Below are 15789 nucleotides of genomic sequence, written 5' to 3'. Positions count from 1 at the left end.
GGCGGACCCTCACACCCCGCACGCCGCGTTGCGCGCGCCCGGGATCCCGCCCCGGGCCGCGCGCCGCATCGCGGCCCGCGCCGCGCCCAGCGCCGCGCTCGCCGGCGCGCTCCTGCTCGCCGGCCCCGCCGCCGCGCAGGAGGTGGCCGTGAACCTCGGCGACGCGCCGCTCACCCTGCGCTCGCTGCAGATCCTCGGCGCGGTCACGCTGCTCTCGCTCGCTCCCGCCATCGCGGTGACGCTCACCTGCTTTCCCTTCATCGTCACCGTGCTCTCGATCCTGCGCCAGGCCATCGGCGTGCAGCAGGCGCCGCCCTCGATGATGATCGTCAGCCTCGCGCTGTTCCTGACCTGGTACGTCATGGACCCGATCTTCCTCGAGGCCTGGGCCGCCGCGCAGCCGGCGATCGAGGGGAATGCGCCGCTTGAACAGGGCCTGGCCGATGCGCTGGTCCCGTTCCGCGCCTTCATGGAGGCGCGGACCGCGCCCGGCACGCTGGCCGAGATGGCCGCGACCGCCCCGCGGCCCGCGCCCCTCGACGGCCCGCCGCCCTGGTCGGTGCTGGTGCCCAGCTTCCTTCTCTCCGAGATCACCCGCGCGTTCGAGATCGGGTTCCTCGTCTTCCTGCCCTTCCTGCTGATCGACCTGATCGTCGCCTCGGTGCTGATGTCGATGGGCATGATGATGGTGCCGCCCGCGGTGGTCTCGCTGCCGTTCAAACTCGCATTCTTCGTGCTCGCGGACGGCTGGACGCTGCTCGCGGGCGCCCTCGTCCGGGGATACACGTCATGAACGATTTGCCCGCCGTCCTGTCCGAACCCCCGCCCCCCGCGCTGACCCAGGCCGAGGCGCAGAAACGTTCGGTCGCGCCGAGCGCCGAGTCGCTGACCTGGCCCGAGAAGGCGACCATCGTGCTGATCGCGCTGGGGCCGGAGACGGCCTCGGCCTTCCTGCGCGACCTGGGCGAGGACAACATCCGCCGCTTCGCCCGCGCCGTCAGCCGGATGCGCGAGATCCCGCACGACGTGGTCGACGTGGTGCTGAGCAACTTCATGGAGACGCTGGGCGACGAGATGTCGGTGCGCGGCGGCATGGACGAGGCGAAGCGCTTCCTCGGGCAGGTGATGGACGGGGATTCGGTCAACCGCATCCTCGAGGACCTCGACGGGCGCGGCGGGCGGTCGATCTGGCTCAAGCTCGCCGATGCCGCCGACGCCTCGCTCGCCGGCTGGCTGTCGATGGAGCATCCCCAGTTCGCCACCGTGGTGCTGACCAAGCTGCGCTCGGACCAGGCCGCGCGGGTGCTGGAGCGGTTCGACCAGAACTTCGCCCAGGACGTGGTGATGCGCATGGCGCGGATCCCCACCCCCGACCCGGCGGCGATGGACCAGATCCGCGAGGTGATCGAGCGCGATTTCGTCAGCGTGATGGAGCGCACCCAGGGCGCCCGCAAGCCCGCGGACCTGATCGCGGGGCTGATGAACCACGTCTCCTCCTCGGTGCGCGACACCATGCTGGGGCACATGGGCGAAGAGAACCCGCGCCTGGCGCAGGAAGTGCAGCGGGTGATGTTCACCTTCTCGGACATCGCCAGCCGCGTCGGTGCGCGCGATATCGGCAAGGTGGTCAAGGGCGTCGAGGAAGACGTGTTCATGACCGCGATGAAATCGGCCATGGCGCGGGACGACCCGGCGGTCGAATTCATCCTCGGCAATGTCGCCAAGCGGCTGGCCGAACGCTACCGCGAGGATCTCGCCGCCATGCCCGACGTGCGGCGCAAGGAAGGCGAGGCGGCGGAGGCCGAGGTGGTCGCGGCGATCCAGGCCCTGGTCAAGAAGGGCGAGATCAAGCTCATCGAGCTGGATGGCGGCGACGAGTGAGCGCCGCGGCGGGGCGCCCTGCCCCGCGCGCGCCCGACCGGGCGCGCCGCCCGCCCCCGCGCCGGACATGCGAACGCCTCCCGGCCAGCAGCAAGCCGGGAGGCGGAGCGTGAGGGTCCGGGCCGCGCGCGGCGGCGCCGGGACAGGGCTCAGAGGCCGGCGAGCGCCTTGGCCTGGCCGGCCCAGTCGTCGCGCATCGGGCGGCCGCGGACCGAGCTGATCTGCTCGTCCAGCCACTCGAGATTGGCCTCGGTCATCTCCGCGATCTGCGCGAAGGTGTAGATGCCGAGCCCGTTGAGTTCGGCCTCCAGCTTCGGGCCGACGCCCTTCAGAAGCTTCAGGTCGTCGATCATCGCGGGGGCGGCGTCGTACAGGGTCGCCGGCGCGGCGGCGGCGGGGGTCGAGAACAGGTCGGCCTCGGGGGCCTCCTCGGCCACGGTCTCGACCGTCTCCTCGACCGCCGCGACGGTCTCTTCCGCAACCTCTTCCACGGCCTCTTCAACCGGGGCGGCGACGGCCTCGACGGCCTCCTCGACCTCTTCGACGATCGCCTCGGCCTCGACCGGCGGCTCGACGATGGTCTCTTCGCCCCTGGCGGGCGAGAAGGCGGCGAAACCGGCGAACATGGACTTGGGGGTCATGTCGCCCAGCGCGGAGGGTTTGAACATCTCCGCGAAGCGGTACGGCACGCCGAAGAAGGGCGCGGCCGGCGAGAAGCTCAGGCAGTAGTCGTAAAGCGTCTCGTCCTCGCGCTTCATCAGCGGGGTCGGGAAAACGGCGTCGATTTGCATGGCGTGACTCCGGGTGTGCTGCATGGAGTATCCATAACACAACCGTGCTGCATTGCAACATAACCTTGCCGCGATGCGGGCGGCGGGGCGGGACGGGATGTCGCGCCGCCCTGCCCCGATCCTTGCGGGCGCTGCGTCCGCGCCGGGCGGCCGCGCCTTCGCAGGCGCAGCGGGGTCAGACCGCGGCGCGCAGGCCCGACAGGCCGTAATGCTGCGCGAGCCGCCCGAGGGCGATCTTCAGGACCACCTTGCCCGAGCGCGCGGCCCAGCCCATGCGCCGCTCGGTCGCCTCGAGCCCCTCGAGGAAGCAGCAGGCGCGCAGGGCGGCGTCGTTCAGCCCCGGGCCCAGCGCCTCGAGCGCCTGGGCGAGGCGCTCGCGCGCCGCCGCCGGGCCCTCGGCCGGGCCGCGCCCGGCGCCGCGGGCGGATTCGTCGACCGAGGCGAGGAAGCGCGACCAGTCCTGGGCGATCTTCGGCCCCGCCTGCGCACGCTCGAAATCCTCGCGCAGCCGCTCGCCCGCCACCACCTCTTCGGCGGTCAGGAACGGGCGGCCGTCGGCGCCCTTGCGCCGGGCGAGCCAGCCGAGCGGCGTCTCGCCCATGTTCACCTGCATCTCGCGCGCCGCGCCCTGGTCGTCGACCACGCGGCGCGACCCGGCGACCTGGTGCTGGCGGGCGAAGACCGAGGGGCCCTCGGCCAGCTCCATCGCCGCCTCGACCCCGCCGCGCTCGGCCGCGCGGCGACGCGCGTCGCCATCCCCGGCCAGCGCCCGGCGCAGCCAGGCGCGCCCGGCCTCGGTGATCTCGTATTTCGCCAGGTTCCGCCCGCGATGGGCGCAGCCGATCCAGTCGCGCGCGGCCATGGCGGCGGCGCTGCGGGCGGGCAGCTTGGCGAGGGTGACGGGCCCTTCCGGCCCCGGGCGGAAGACGCAGGCGCTCTCGGCCCCCTGCGCGATGGCCAGGAAGGCGCGCGGTTCGCTCAGCCGCCGCAGGATCCGGCGCGCGTCCTTCTCCAGGGCCTTGTCCGCGTCCTGCGCGGCGCGGGGGGAAGCGGGATCGGCGGCGCTGTCGGTGACGGAAATCTGGGGCAACGCTGTCTCCATGGTCTGTGCGTAAGCTTCTGCGCCGCCCGAGCGGGCCAGCAGGGCTTCCGCTTCGGTCAGCAACACGTCGTGCAGCGGGTCGTCGCGCCGGGTTTCAAGCCGGCGCACGGTGCGCATGACGGTGGAGGGGTGAACGCCGCGGCGCCGGGCGAGGTCGCGCATGGCGACGCCCCCGACGGTGTGGGCGATGTAGTCTTCCGCTTCGGCGAGCCGCCTCGGGTCCGTTCCGGGACCGTAGACTCGCCTCACGGCGTGGATGCAGCCCTCGAGGGCGATTTGGCTGTGCATGCCGGCTGTCCAGCTTGTCCGATAATTTGAAGCAATTTCACGCTATGGTTGATTCGTGAATCGCAGGTTAACCAGCTTTGTAAAACTGGTCTATGAGCTGCGTTCGATAACGCATTCTGTTGGATTGATTTTCCCATCGCGCGGTGATGACGATTTTCGCGCAACACCCGCATTGGTGGAGTCAGGATGAAGGGGCACACCTCGAAAGGAGGAAGTCATGTTCCATTCCACCGACTTCGACGCCGCTTCTGAAACTGTCGCCGCAACCTCTGCCGCGCTCCAAGACGCGGGGCCGCGAAACCGTGCCGACAACGCCGCGGCCTCTGCGGAAGGCAGCCTGCTGCGCCGCCCGCGCCTGCTCGCCCGCGCCGCCCGCGAGGGCGCGCGCATGTACCGGCGCGAGCGCGACCTGACCGGCGCCCTGCCCGGCATGACCGGCCCGCGCCGCGGCGGGGACATCGTCTCGCGGCTGCTGGGGATCGAGGCGCAGATCGACGAGGACCGCCGCGCCGGCGCCGCGGGCTACTCGGCCCGCCGCCACGTGCAGATCCTGTCGGCGCTGGTGGCCGAGTCGATGGCGCTGGCCGAGGCGCGCAAGGCGGACTGAGCGCGCCGCCACGGACCCCCGCGCGCTTCAGAGCCCCCACGGGGCCGCGCGCCGACACGACCGCGACGCCGCCCCTCCACGCGGGGCGGACAAAGAAAAACCGGCCCGCGATGGGGCCGGTCCGGGGGCGTCACGCCCCGTTCTGAACTGTCGCCGGGACCCGCCCGGCGCGCCCGCGCCCTCAGGAGAAGGCGTCGGGCATCGCGGCCTTGCGCTGCGCCACGTAGTCCCGCAGCGCCTCGGCGATCGCCGGGTCGAGCGGCGGGGCCTCGTAGTCCCCGAGCATCTTCTTCACCCGGTCCGCGGCCATCTGGGACGTGTCGCGCGCGCCCTCTTCCGACCAGGTCTCGAACGGCTTGTTGTCGAAAGTCTCGGAGCGCCAGAACGCGTCCTGGAAGTTGTTCTGGGTGTGCGCGCAGCCGAGGTAGTGCCCGCCCGGGCCGACCTCGCGGATGGCGTCGAGGGCGAGACCGTTCTCGGACAGGTCGATCCCCTTGGCCAGCGCGTGCAGCGCGCCGAGCTGGTCGGCGTCGATGACGAATTTCTCGAGGCTCGACACCAGGCCGCCTTCCAGCCAGCCGCAGGCGTGGAGCATGAAGTTCACGCCGCCCATCAGCGCCGCGTTCAGGGTGTTGGCCGTCTCCATCCCCGCCTGCTGGTCGGGCAGTTTCGACCCGCAGAGCGAGCCGCCGGAGCGGAACGGCAGGTTGTAGCGGCGGGCGAACTGGCCCGCGCCCCACAGGATCTTGGTCGCCTCGGGGGTGCCGAAGGTCGGGGCGCCCGAGCCCATGTCGATCGAGGTCACGAAGGCGCCGAAGATCACCGGCGCGCCGGGACGGATCAGCTGGCTGTAGGCGACGCCCGCCAGCACCTCGGCCACCACCTGGGTCAGCGTGCCCGCGACCGACACCGGCGCCATGGCGCCGCCGACGATGAACGGGGAGATGATGCAGGCCTGCCCGGCGGCGGCGTAGACCTCAAGCGCGCCGGTCATGGTGGCGTCGAAGGTCAGCGGCGAGTTGACGTTGATGAGCGAAGTCATCACCGAATTCTCGCGCACGAACTCCTCGCCGAACAGGATCTCGCACATCGCGACGCTGTCGGCGGCGCGCGAGGGTTCGGTGACCGAGCCCATGAACGGCTTGTCGCCCAGGGTCATGTGCGCCATCAGCATGTCGAAATGGCGCTTGTTGACCGCGATGTCGGTCGGCTCGCAGACCGTGCCGCCGGTGGAGTGGAGCCATTTCGACATCTGGCCCAGCTTCACCAGCTTCTCGAAGTCCTCCATCACCGCGTAGCGGCGGCCCTTTTCCAGGTCGCGCACGAAGGGCGGGCCGTAGACCGGCGCCAGCACCAGCGAATCGCCGCCGATGGTGACCGAGTTCGCGGGGTTGCGGGCGTGGTGGATGAACTGCGACGGGGCCGTCTCGCACAGTTTGCGGGCGAGGCCGCGGGGGATGCGCACGCGCTCGCCCTGGACATCCGCGCCCGCCTCGCGCCAGCGCTGCAGCGCGCCGGGATTGTCGACGAAGGCGACGCCGATTTCCTCGAGCACCGTCTCGGCGTTGTACTCGATGGTGGCCAGACCCTCTTCCGACAGGATCTCCATGGTCGGGATCCGGCGGTTGATGGCGGGGACCGCCTCGACCTTGCGGGCCGTGCGCGCCGCGCGGCGGGCCGCGCCGCCGCCGCCGCCCGCGCGCCCGCGGCGGCGACCGCCGCCGGCCGCGTCGCCGGATTCAGGGATGTCCACGTGGTCCGAGCCGTCCGCCATGGCCCAACTCCTTGTCGTATGCGTTGTCGAAAGCGCGCGCCGGCGACCGCCGGAAAGCGATCCTGCGTCACCGTCCCTTTTAGGCGAGCGCGCGGCGGCGGGCCGGGCGGAAACCGCCGCCGCAGCGTCCGCTCGCGACATGCGGGGGGCGCGGCGGGGCCGCGGGGCGCGGACGCGCGCCGGGCGAGCGCCGCCGCCGGGGCGCCGCCGCCGGGACGCCGCCTGCGGCAGAACTGCCGTTACGGAAACAATCTATAGATCGCAACTGCGCTGGTGATGAACAGGATTCGAACAAACGCATACTTGATGACGAAAGGGCTTCCGCTCGTCCTCGAAATACGTATTCATTCAAGCATCCCCCTCGTTACAGAGAGTCTCTCCCGATGATGCAGGCTCAGCCCACGCCGCGCCGCTACCGCTTCAAGACGCCGACACCCCCCTCGTTCCTCGACCGCGTCCGTTCCCGCACCCGCGCCCTCGTCACCGAGGGCGAAGCCGCCGCCCGCCGGGCGATCTGGATGAAGGCCGCCCTCTGGGCCGTCATCGGCGCCTTCGCCTACTGGGCGATGATCTCCTCCGATCCCGGCTGGGGCACCGTCGGCCTCGCCATCCTCGCCGCCCTCGCGCTGACCATGCTGCCGATCAATCTCGGGCACGATGCGACCCATGGCGCGGCGTCGAAGAGCAAGCTCGTGAACGACCTCGCCACCGTCTTCACCTTCGGGGTGCTGGGCATGTCCGGGCACCTGTGGCGGCGCCGGCACATCCACAACCACCACATGTTCTCGAACCTCGAGGGCGCGGACACGGACGTGGACGCCACGATCCTGCTGCGGATGACGCCGCACCACCCGTGGCTGCCGATCCACCGCTTCCAGCCCTTCTACGCGCCGGTGCTCTACGGCCTCGCGCTGCCGCTGCGGGTCTACGTGATGGACTGGTTCAGCCTCGCCATCGCGCGCAGGACCGATCCGAAGACCTGGGCGACCCCGCGCCAGACGGCCTATTTCCTCGGCAACAAGGCGATCCACCTCTGCCTCGCCACCGCGCCGCTCTTCGTCATGGAGATCGGCTTCTGGCCCTGGCTCGGGACCTACCTGCTGGCGACCTCGGCGGCCTCCACGATGCTGACGATGATCCTGATCGGCACCCATATCCACGAGGACGCGGCCTTCCCGGTGGCGGATGAGGACAACCGCATCGCCCATGACTGGGGGCGGCACGTGATCATGACCTCCTGCGACTGGGCGCCGACCTCGCGCGTCGCGGCGTTCTTCTTCGGCGGGCTGAACGCCCATACCTCGCACCACCTGATGCCGCAGATCCCGCACACGCTCTATACCGAGATCTCGCCGATCCTCGAGGAAGAGGCGGGCAAGGACGGGCTGCCCTATCACAAGATGTCGATGCTGGAGATGGTGGCCGGGCATTACCGCCACCTGCGCAACATGGCGAAGAAGCCCGAGAACGCCGAGGCGCTGGCCGCCGAGGCCAAGCCGCGGCCGATCGCGGCCTGAGCCCGGCCCGGCGCGCGGCCCGACCGCCATCCGACGACCATCCGTCGGCCATCCGACCGCCTTCCATCTGCGGCCCGGCCGCCGCGAAAACCGCGTCCCGGCGGCGAAAACCGCCGCCGGGGCGTTCCGTCGGGGCGAAAATGCGGGTATAGGCGGCGCAACATCCCACCCCCGCCACGGAGCCGCCCATGACCCGAGCAGAGCACGACCTCATCCTGATCGTCGATTTCGGCTCCCAGGTGACGCAGCTGATCGCCCGCCGCCTGCGCGAAAGCGGCGTCTACTGCGAGATCCACCCCTTCAACGCCCTCGACGACGCCAAGGTGCGCGAAGCGGCCCCGAAGGGAATCATCCTCTCGGGCGGGCCCGCCTCGGTGCATGACGCCGGCAGCCCCCGCGCGCCCCAGGCGGTGTTCGAGCTCGGCGTGCCCGTGCTCGGCATCTGCTATGGCCAGCAGGTCATGGTCGAACAGCTCGGCGGCAAGGTGGAATCGGGCCATCACCGCGAATTCGGCCGCGCCTTCCTGACCATCGAAGAAGCGCACCCGCTGTTCGAGGGGCTGGCCGATGTCGGCTCCTCGGAGCTGGTGTGGATGTCCCATGGCGACCGCGTGACCGCCGTCCCCGAGGGCTTCCACGTCATCGGCGCCTCCACCGGCGCGCCGCAGGGCGCCATGGCCGACGATTCGCGCCATTTCTACGCGGTGCAGTTCCACCCCGAGGTGCACCACACCCCGAACGGCGCCCGCATCCTGAAGAACTTCACCCGGGGCATCTGCGGCCTTTCCGGCGACTGGACCATGGCCGCGTATCGCGACGAGGCCATCGCCAGGATCCGCGAGCAGGTCGGCGACCGCCAGGTGATCTGCGGCCTCTCGGGCGGCGTGGATTCCTCGGTCGCCGCGGTCCTGATCCACGAGGCGATCGGCGACCAGCTGACCTGCGTCTTCGTCGATCACGGCCTGATGCGGATGGGCGAGGCGGACGAGGTCGTGGAGCTGTTCAAGAACCACTACAACATCCCCCTGATCCACGCCGAGGAGCAGGACCTCTTCATCAACGCGCTCGAGGGCGTGTCGGACCCCGAGGTCAAGCGCAAGACCATCGGCAAGCTCTTCATCGACGTGTTCCAGAAATACGCCGACCAGATCGACGGGGCCGAGTTCCTGGCCCAGGGCACCCTCTATCCCGACGTGATCGAGAGCGTGAGCTTCACCGGCGGCCCCTCGGTCACCATCAAGTCCCACCACAACGTGGGCGGCCTGCCCGAGAAGATGGGCCTGAAGCTGGTCGAGCCGCTGCGCGAGCTGTTCAAGGACGAGGTCCGGGCCCTGGGGCGCGAGCTCGGCCTGCCCGACGCCTTCGTCGGCCGCCACCCCTTCCCGGGGCCGGGCCTCGCCATCCGCTGCCCGGGCGAGATCACGCGCGAGAAGCTCGACATCCTGCGCAAGGCGGATGCGGTGTATCTCGACCAGATCCGCAAGCACGGGCTTTACGACGAGATCTGGCAGGCCTTCGCCGCCCTGCTGCCGGTCCGCACCGTCGGCGTGATGGGCGACGGGCGCACCTATGACTACGCGCTTGCGCTGCGCGCGGTCACGTCCGTGGATGGCATGACCGCCGACTGGTACCGCTTCGACCATGACTTCCTGGCCGAGACCTCGACCCGGATCATCAACGAGGTCGAGGGCGTGAACCGGGTGGCCTATGACATCACCTCGAAGCCCCCGGGCACCATCGAGTGGGAGTGATCTTCGCCGCCATGGCGAGGCGCAGGGGCGGGCCTTCGGGTCCGCCCTTTCGCGTTCCGGGAGGCCCGTTCAGGGTCGCGCCGAGGCGGGTTGAAGTTTGTCGCGAAAATGTCGAAATCGCTCTTGCAGCCCCCCGCCCCGGCGGGTAGATACCGCGCCAACGGGTGATTAGCTCAGGTGGTAGAGCAGCTGACTCTTAATCAGCGGGTCGTAGGTTCGAGCCCTACATCACCCACCAAGATTTAAGACGCGGGGTCAGGCGGTTGCGCACCTGGCCCCGTTTTTTTGCCTGCACGCCGAGGCCCCCGGGTAAGCACGGGGTAAGCATCGGCGCCGCGATTTCACTTGCCCCGTCCCATTCGCAGCCCCCACCGTGAAGGCGGGAGGAATTGCGTATGGGACATGTCCGCCTCGGTACGTTGCCGCGGTCGCGGAAGTGGCGTCAGGTCGTCGGGATGCTCGGCGCCGGCGCGCCCGTGGACGAAATCGCCCGCGCCTCGGCCGATGCAGCCGACTCGGTTCTGGAACAGGCCGCGAAAGATCCCGCCTTCGGGGATGCGTTCTGGCTGCTCGCCAATCTTCCTCTTGCCGCACGGTCCCCCGGCTGGGTCGAGAACCTGCGCATGCTCGGCGTCGAAGTCACCGACGCGCCGACGCTTCTGCAGCTCACCGGCGCGGTGACGGATGCGCTGGACAGGGACGCGGGCGTCCGCGGCATGCGCTCGGATCTCGGCGAGATGGCGCGGCTGGCGCTGGTGGAGAGCCTCGTGGACACGCTCGGCCCGCAGCTGCCGGGGCTGTTCGAACCCGATCCCGCCGACCTGCGCCGGGCGCTCGGGCGCTGCGCATCCGGGGACAGGTTTGCGGAACTCTCCCGCAGTTTCTTCGCCAACCTCACCCGGCGCACGCTCGACTGGCACCTGAGCCGGGAGCTTGCGAACCATATCGGCCCGGACAAGCGCTTCGCGTCGGACATGCAGCGGCGGGCCTTCGACGAGGCCCTCACCACCCACTGCATCGAGACCTCGCGCATCGTGCGGGACTTCCTCGGGGGATGGTACGGCAAGACCGCTTGGCGTGACGGCGACCTGTCGCGCGAGGCGGCGGGGAAATTCGCGGCCGTCGCCTTCCGCAAGATCCGGGCCGAGCTGGGGCGCCGGCAAGATGCCCACTGAACCTGCGGAAGTCCTGATCCGCGGCGACCGGGCGGCGCCCAGCGGCGCGAAACGGCGGCTGCTGCTCGACGTCAACGGCCGCGAGGCTTTCGCGACGCTCGACCCGGGCCTGCTGGCCCGCGCAGAGGTCGAGGCGAGCGACCACGTGCGCGACCTCCTGGAAATCGCCGCCTGGATCTATGCCGCCGACGCCATGCTCCCGCGCGGCGATGCGACCGATCCCGGGCTGGGACGGGGCTGGCGGCGGCGGATGCGCTTCGTGCTGCCGGTCCGAGACCCGGCGTTCTGGAACCGGCCGGAGGTCGCCGCGAAGCTCGAAGCGATCATCGCGCTCATCTCCGAGGACCAGTGCCGGTTCGAGTTCGAGGAAGGGCGCGCCCCCGCCCCGGTGCAGGAGCCGATGCCCGGCCTTGAAGGCGGGTTCGCGCCCGACGCGGCGCTTCTGTTCTCCGGCGGGCTCGACAGCCTCGCGGGCGCGCTGGAGGAGACGCTGTCGCAGAACCGCCGCGTGCTGCTGGTCAGCGCCCGCTCGGCGACCAAGGTGCAGAAGGTGCAGGACACGCTCGTCCGCGCCCTGCGCAGCCAGGTCGGCGAGGGCCGCCTGCTGCACGCCCCGGTGGGCCTCAACGTCAAGGAGGGCGAGACCCGGGAGTCGACCCACCGGACCCGTTCGCTGTTCTTCGCCGCGGCGGCGGCCTGCCTCGCGCAAGCGCACGGGATCGGCGCGGTGCGCTTCTACGAGAACGGCGTGGTGAGCATGAACCTGCCGCCCTCGGGCCAGGTGATCGGCACGCGGGCCACGCGCTCGACCCACCCGCAGGCGCTGGCGATGTTCGGCGACCTGCTCACCCTCGCGCTTGGCCGACCGATGCCGGTGGAGAATCCCTTCTTCTGGAAGACCAAGACGGACGTGGTGACCCTGATCCGCGATCTCGGCGCCGAGGACCTGATCCGCGCGACGCGCAGCTGCGCCGACGTGCGCAACATGACCCGGGCGCATTCCCACTGCGGGCTCTGCTCCCAGTGCATCGACCGGCGGTTCGCGATGCTGGCGGCGGGTCTCGATGCGGCAGACCCGGAGGAGGCCTACGAGGTCGACCCGCTGCTGGGTCCGCGCCGCACGTTGCCGGACCGGGAGATCGCCCTTGGTTACGCGCGGAATGCCGAGACCTTCGCCACCAAGACGCCCGGCGCGTTCATCGCCCGCTTCGGCGAGACCGCACGCGCGACCGCCTGGCTGCACGGTCCCGCGGACGTGGTCGGCCAAAGGCTGTTCGAGATGCACCGGCGGCACGGCGTCGCCGTCAGCGGCGTGGCCCAGAAGGCGCTCTCTCGCGTGATGACCGGCGAGGTCGAAGCCGACCCCGAGAGCCTGATCGCCATGCTGGGGCAGGCACGCCTTTCTGGAGCGACGTCGGAGCCGCGCCGCATCGAGCCCGAAGCGGCGCCGAATGCGGAGACTTTCGAATTGCGTATCGGCCCATCGACCAAGCAGGTCGAGATCGCGGGTCTCGGAACCGTCGTCAACACCTCGGCCGCCATCCTTCGCTTCTTCGCCCAGCGCCATCTCGAGGCGATGGGCCAGGGCCTGGAGCCGGAGGATCATCCCTTGATCGCTGCCGGGACGCTCGAAACCGAATGGGGTGTCGAGGCAGCCACTGTGCGCCGCCGCATCAATCGCCTGCGCGCCGACATCGCGGCCCTCGCCATCAAACGCGGCCTCGCCCCTCCAGCCGAGGGCGACGTCCTCGAAAACCTCCCCTGGCGGGGATACCGGCTGAACCCGGACCGCGTGCGGGTGGTGATGCGGGCTCAGTCGTCGAGAACCTGAAGATCATCACCGCCCATCCCGAGGAGCAGTTCGCGCTGCCGCCCGGCCGACACGGCGCCGTAGCTGCGGAACGTCGTCAGCACGTCCTCGTGCCCGAGATTCTGGCTCCAGGCCTTGAACGCTTCCGGCGTCGCGCAGTGCCGCTGTGCGAGATCCACCAGCGTCTTGCGCAGAAGATGCGGGGTGAAGGGCGGCAGGCCGGCGGCCTCGAACGCCCCACGGCAGATCGAAGAGACCCGGGCCGTCCCGGACCACGGCGCTCGATCCAGGCCATCCGCCTCGAAACCGCCCGCGCCGCGCGAGACCTTCTGGCGCGGGAACAGCGGATCGCCCGGGCCGAACAGCAGGTCATGGGACAGTTCGCGGTCCCAAGCGCCCAGGATCTCCTCGACATCCGCCCCCACCGGGAAGAACCAGGTGGTGAAGCGCTTGCCGAACTTGGTCTCGACGCCCTGCCCCGCGAAATGGATGCAGCGCCCCGGCAGGTCGAGATTGCCCCGCCGCAACGTCACCAGCGCCCCGTCCCGCGCCCCGGTCAGCAGGAGCGTCGCGAGGATCGCCCTGTCCCGCCGCTGCAGCAGCGTCGCGGCGGGCATCAGGCGCAGGGCGTGCAGCGCCTGCTCGGGAGACGGGTGCGCCCGCCAGGCGCCGCCATGCGCGGCTTTCGTGGTCCGCTTCGAAGGCGTGAAATAGTCCGCATCCGAATGCCGGACCTTCGACCGATAACCGGGCTGATCCGCGAGCCAGCGGAAGAACGCCTTCAGGTCGCGCAGCGTGCCGTCGACCGAGGAGGCCGAGAGCGGCCTGCCCTGCGCGGTCCTCTCCGCCTCCAGCGCCCGTTTGAAGGCCCGCGCTTTCTCCGGGTGCAGCGCCCCGAAATCGCCGCCGCGGGTCTGCGCTTCGTACCGGGAAAGCGATGCCGCGGCCCGGTCGACGCTGGTCTCCGAGAGGCCGCGCGCCTCCTTCAACCAGACGAGGTAGGCGCGCTTGATGCGGGTGTTCCTGGAAGGCGTCTTCGCCATGGTTTCAGCTCCTGCCTTGAAGGGGACATGCACGGGGCGACCGGCGGCGCCCTTTAATCGTGCCGGGCGCTATGCGCGCGTCACGTCCATGCGGGATGCGAAGAGCGGCAGGTCGGAGGCCCTGACGGCGCGGTGCACCAGCCGTTCGCAACAGGGACAAATGCCGATCAGCATGCCGCCTGCATCGGTGCGGGCCCGGTACTCCGCCATGCCGCCCGCGGGGTGGATCGCGCGGCGACAGGGCAGGCACCAGATCTCGGCAGGACCGAGGACGACGTGCCCCCGCGCCCGTCGCTCGATCAGCCAGGACTTGAGATCCTCGCCGCGGATCAGCCAGGGTTTGGCGGAGCGATCCGCGGGCAAACCGTCGGCGGTGATCCACCTGCGGAGGGTGCGCGGATTGCGGCCGGTCGCCTCGGCCGCCTCGTGCACGGTGTAGATCTGGTGGCGCTTGATGCGGTGGGCGGTGGGGCGGGCCATGGCCTCAGCCCTCCTGCCCGAGCGGCCCAGCGGTGTTCTGGTGAAGCCGCGCGGCCTCGTAGGCCTCCACTTCGTCGAGCGGATAGATCACCCTGCCCCCGATCTTCAGGTAGCGGGGCCCGACGCCCCGCCAGCGCCACTGCTCCAGCGTGCGCGGGGAGATCGCCCAGCGCGCGGCGAGCTGGTCTTGCGTGAGGTTCTGCATGTCCGAGGCCTCGTTCTGCTGCTGCCGGGCGCGGTTCGATGCACCGGGCTTCTGCAGAACATGATGGCCTTCGACAGGGCGCAGGGATGTAGACAGGGCCGAGGGAAGTTGTGACGGGAGCGACCGCCAAGCCTCTGAAAACACTCAAACGACGCCCGCTAACCGTGACGCCGCCGCGCTTGATCCGTTGCGTTCACCTCTTTGCCGCCCAGCCGCACCGCCCCATGATGCTGCAAGACGAATCCGGAGCGCCGCATGATTTCCTTCGAAAACCCCGCACAATCGACCGACTGGCAGAAAGTCTACGACGCCGTTCTCGACGGTCTTGTCGCCCTCGCCGATGGTCGTTTCGTCAGCGTCTTCAAAGCGGTCAAAAAGGCCCGCGGGCCGGAGTCCCTGAAGCCCATGACGCTCGAACAGCTCGCGGGCGAGTGAGCGGTGATCTGCATCGCAGAGGCGACCGGCCGGATGCTGCGTGAGGATGTGCGGCTGCTCACCGCACTCTCCGAACGCCAGCTGCGCGAAGCTCAAGCCGAGTTCGTGACCAAGGCGGCTGCCTTTCCCGCAAAGGCGCAACTGGCGCCGCATCACCTCACGTCGCCGTCCGCCTGCCAGGTCTTCGATGCCGCCCGCGCCGCCCTGCCCGGCCTCCTCGACAGCGTCTCCCCCGGGCACGGCATGACCGAACCGGCCATGCACGCCCTCTTCGACCGCTGCCTCGACCTCCACGGCGGCCGGGTCCAGTTCGAAGAACCCGAGCACTACAGATCGCTCCACGAACAGCTGCTCGGCGCCCCCGGCGTCTCCGCCCGGCGTGAACTCGACTGGGCCAGGCACGAGGCCTGGATACGCGGCCTCTGGGACCGCGAGCCGATCTTCGCCCAGACGCCGAAGAGCGGCGTGACCCTCGCCCGAACCTACCTGCCGCTGCGCTGCTGCGGGCATACCCGGGTGAAGGAGGGGCGCGGGGATGACCGCGACGACGGGGGGACATGGGACGTCCACGTGGACACGCTCCACGACGCCATGCACCGCTGGATCGACGATCCCGACGGCCAGCCGGTGAAGGTCATCGCCGGCACGCCCGGCTGCGGCAAGTCGAGCTTCGCACGCGCCTTCGCGGTCGAGTTGATCGACAAGGCGCGCCGGGAGGGGCCGCGCCGCCGGGTGCTTCTGGTCCGGCTGCAGCACTTGAAGATGCAGGACGACCTGAAGACCGCCCTCACCGCGCATCTCGCCTCGCGCCACGCCCCGGCCCTTGCCGATGGCGGCGAGGGGCTTCCGGGCGATCCGCTCGCCTGGCTGACGGAGGATGGCGTGCCGCTGGTCCTCATCTTCGACGGGCTGGACGAGTTGTCCCACAGC

14 protein-coding genes, 1 tRNA gene and 1 pseudogene are annotated in these 15789 nt (G+C 70.3%); 9 read left to right on the top strand and 7 right to left on the bottom strand.

Annotation, left to right across the window (positions count from 1 at the left end):
• The first annotated feature begins 67 nt into the window (after window positions 1-67).
• Together ACQ5SO_RS02515 and ACQ5SO_RS02510 are read left to right on the top strand one after the other, a co-directional pair.
• Window positions 68-793, top strand: coding sequence for a flagellar type III secretion system pore protein FliP (locus tag ACQ5SO_RS02515; protein WP_430940054.1), 726 nt, complete (start codon window positions 68-70; stop codon window positions 791-793).
• A complete protein-coding gene (locus ACQ5SO_RS02510; protein ID WP_430939988.1) occupies window positions 790-1881 on the top strand; it encodes a flagellar motor switch protein FliG in 1092 nt (363 codons plus the stop codon). Before ACQ5SO_RS02515 ends, ACQ5SO_RS02510 begins: the two co-directional genes overlap by 4 nt.
• Window positions 1882-2030: 149 nt before the next feature.
• On the opposite strand, the gene ACQ5SO_RS02505 is transcribed toward ACQ5SO_RS02510, so the two are convergent.
• Both ACQ5SO_RS02505 and ACQ5SO_RS02500 read right to left on the bottom strand, forming a co-directional pair.
• A complete protein-coding gene (locus tag ACQ5SO_RS02505; RefSeq protein WP_430939987.1) occupies window positions 2031-2672 on the bottom strand; it encodes a hypothetical protein in 642 nt (213 codons plus the stop codon).
• Between the two features lie 175 nt (window positions 2673-2847).
• A complete protein-coding gene (locus ACQ5SO_RS02500) occupies window positions 2848-4062 on the bottom strand; it encodes a DUF6456 domain-containing protein (RefSeq protein WP_430939986.1) in 1215 nt (404 codons plus the stop codon).
• 217 nt (window positions 4063-4279) lie between these two features.
• Between ACQ5SO_RS02500 and ACQ5SO_RS02495 the strand changes: the two genes are divergently transcribed.
• Window positions 4280-4669, top strand: coding sequence for a DUF6477 family protein (locus ACQ5SO_RS02495; protein ID WP_430939985.1), 390 nt, complete (start codon window positions 4280-4282; stop codon window positions 4667-4669).
• Window positions 4670-4850: 181 nt separating this feature from the next.
• Here ACQ5SO_RS02495 and ACQ5SO_RS02490 read toward each other — a convergent pair whose 3' ends face one another.
• Complete coding sequence (locus ACQ5SO_RS02490) at window positions 4851-6443, bottom strand: trimethylamine methyltransferase family protein (RefSeq protein WP_430939984.1); 1593 nt, start codon at window positions 6441-6443, stop codon at window positions 4851-4853.
• A gap of 383 nt (window positions 6444-6826) precedes the next feature.
• On the opposite strand from ACQ5SO_RS02490, the gene ACQ5SO_RS02485 reads away from it, so the two are divergent.
• The 5 genes from ACQ5SO_RS02485 to ACQ5SO_RS02465 all read left to right on the top strand — a co-directional run bounded on the left by ACQ5SO_RS02485 (window position 6827) and on the right by ACQ5SO_RS02465 (window position 12717).
• Window positions 6827-7960, top strand: coding sequence for a fatty acid desaturase family protein (locus ACQ5SO_RS02485; protein WP_430939983.1), 1134 nt, complete (start codon window positions 6827-6829; stop codon window positions 7958-7960).
• A 188-nt stretch (window positions 7961-8148) separates the two neighbouring features.
• Window positions 8149-9711: a glutamine-hydrolyzing GMP synthase gene (gene guaA / locus ACQ5SO_RS02480; protein WP_430939982.1), complete on the top strand. Its 1563-nt coding sequence runs from the start codon at window positions 8149-8151 to the stop codon at window positions 9709-9711.
• Window positions 9712-9873: 162 nt separating this feature from the next.
• Window positions 9874-9949, top strand: a tRNA-Lys gene (locus ACQ5SO_RS02475).
• A gap of 217 nt (window positions 9950-10166) precedes the next feature.
• Window positions 10167-10886 (top strand): hypothetical protein, encoded by a 720-nt coding sequence (locus ACQ5SO_RS02470; protein ID WP_430939981.1) that lies wholly within the window; start codon window positions 10167-10169, stop codon window positions 10884-10886.
• Window positions 10876-12717 (top strand): 7-cyano-7-deazaguanine synthase, encoded by a 1842-nt coding sequence (locus ACQ5SO_RS02465; protein ID WP_430939980.1) that lies wholly within the window; start codon window positions 10876-10878, stop codon window positions 12715-12717. The genes ACQ5SO_RS02470 and ACQ5SO_RS02465 overlap by 11 nt, the downstream gene beginning before the upstream one ends.
• On the opposite strand, the gene ACQ5SO_RS02460 is transcribed toward ACQ5SO_RS02465, so the two are convergent.
• The 4 genes from ACQ5SO_RS02460 to ACQ5SO_RS02445 form a co-directional block, all read right to left on the bottom strand.
• Window positions 12699-13739, bottom strand: a complete 1041-nt coding sequence (locus ACQ5SO_RS02460) for a tyrosine-type recombinase/integrase (RefSeq protein WP_430939979.1) — start codon at window positions 13737-13739, stop codon at window positions 12699-12701. The genes ACQ5SO_RS02465 and ACQ5SO_RS02460 overlap by 19 nt on opposite strands.
• 69 nt (window positions 13740-13808) lie before the next feature.
• Window positions 13809-14219 carry a helix-turn-helix domain-containing protein gene (locus tag ACQ5SO_RS02455; protein ID WP_430939978.1) on the bottom strand — a complete coding sequence of 137 codons (411 nt, stop codon included), beginning with the start codon at window positions 14217-14219 and terminating at the stop codon, window positions 13809-13811.
• A 4-nt stretch (window positions 14220-14223) separates the two neighbouring features.
• On the bottom strand, window positions 14224-14424 hold the full coding sequence (locus ACQ5SO_RS02450; protein ID WP_430939977.1) for a helix-turn-helix transcriptional regulator: 201 nt from the start codon (window positions 14422-14424) through the stop codon (window positions 14224-14226).
• A gap of 144 nt (window positions 14425-14568) precedes the next feature.
• Window positions 14569-15186 (bottom strand): hypothetical protein, encoded by a 618-nt coding sequence (locus ACQ5SO_RS02445; RefSeq protein ID WP_430940055.1) that lies wholly within the window; start codon window positions 15184-15186, stop codon window positions 14569-14571.
• Between ACQ5SO_RS02445 and ACQ5SO_RS02440 the strand changes: the two are divergent.
• Window positions 15103-15786: pseudogene (locus ACQ5SO_RS02440) on the top strand (NACHT domain-containing protein); the annotation flags it as partial. The gene ACQ5SO_RS02445 and the pseudogene ACQ5SO_RS02440 sit on opposite strands and share 84 nt — an antisense overlap.
• Window positions 15787-15789 lie beyond the last annotated feature (3 nt).

This window comes from Rhodovulum sp. DZ06 (genome assembly GCF_050586345.1).
GTDB lineage: Bacteria > Pseudomonadota > Alphaproteobacteria > Rhodobacterales > Rhodobacteraceae > JBOCEF01.
Note: the sequence above shows the minus strand (reverse complement) of the source record. Positions and strands in the feature narration are given on the sequence as shown.

Coding starts and splice junctions, on each gene's coding strand:
- ACQ5SO_RS02510 (WP_430939988.1), top strand. CDS start 790: ATGAACGATTTGCCCGCCGTCCTGTCCGAACCCCCGCCCCCCGCGCTG.
- ACQ5SO_RS02505 (WP_430939987.1), bottom strand. CDS start 2,672: ATGCAAATCGACGCCGTTTTCCCGACCCCGCTGATGAAGCGCGAGGAC.
- ACQ5SO_RS02500 (WP_430939986.1), bottom strand. CDS start 4,062: ATGCACAGCCAAATCGCCCTCGAGGGCTGCATCCACGCCGTGAGGCGA.
- ACQ5SO_RS02495 (WP_430939985.1), top strand. CDS start 4,280: ATGTTCCATTCCACCGACTTCGACGCCGCTTCTGAAACTGTCGCCGCA.
- ACQ5SO_RS02490 (WP_430939984.1), bottom strand. CDS start 6,443: ATGGCGGACGGCTCGGACCACGTGGACATCCCTGAATCCGGCGACGCG.
- ACQ5SO_RS02485 (WP_430939983.1), top strand. CDS start 6,827: ATGATGCAGGCTCAGCCCACGCCGCGCCGCTACCGCTTCAAGACGCCG.
- guaA (WP_430939982.1), top strand. CDS start 8,149: ATGACCCGAGCAGAGCACGACCTCATCCTGATCGTCGATTTCGGCTCC.
- ACQ5SO_RS02470 (WP_430939981.1), top strand. CDS start 10,167: ATGCTCGGCGCCGGCGCGCCCGTGGACGAAATCGCCCGCGCCTCGGCC.
- ACQ5SO_RS02465 (WP_430939980.1), top strand. CDS start 10,876: ATGCCCACTGAACCTGCGGAAGTCCTGATCCGCGGCGACCGGGCGGCG.
- ACQ5SO_RS02460 (WP_430939979.1), bottom strand. CDS start 13,739: ATGGCGAAGACGCCTTCCAGGAACACCCGCATCAAGCGCGCCTACCTC.
- ACQ5SO_RS02455 (WP_430939978.1), bottom strand. CDS start 14,219: ATGGCCCGCCCCACCGCCCACCGCATCAAGCGCCACCAGATCTACACC.
- ACQ5SO_RS02450 (WP_430939977.1), bottom strand. CDS start 14,424: ATGCAGAACCTCACGCAAGACCAGCTCGCCGCGCGCTGGGCGATCTCC.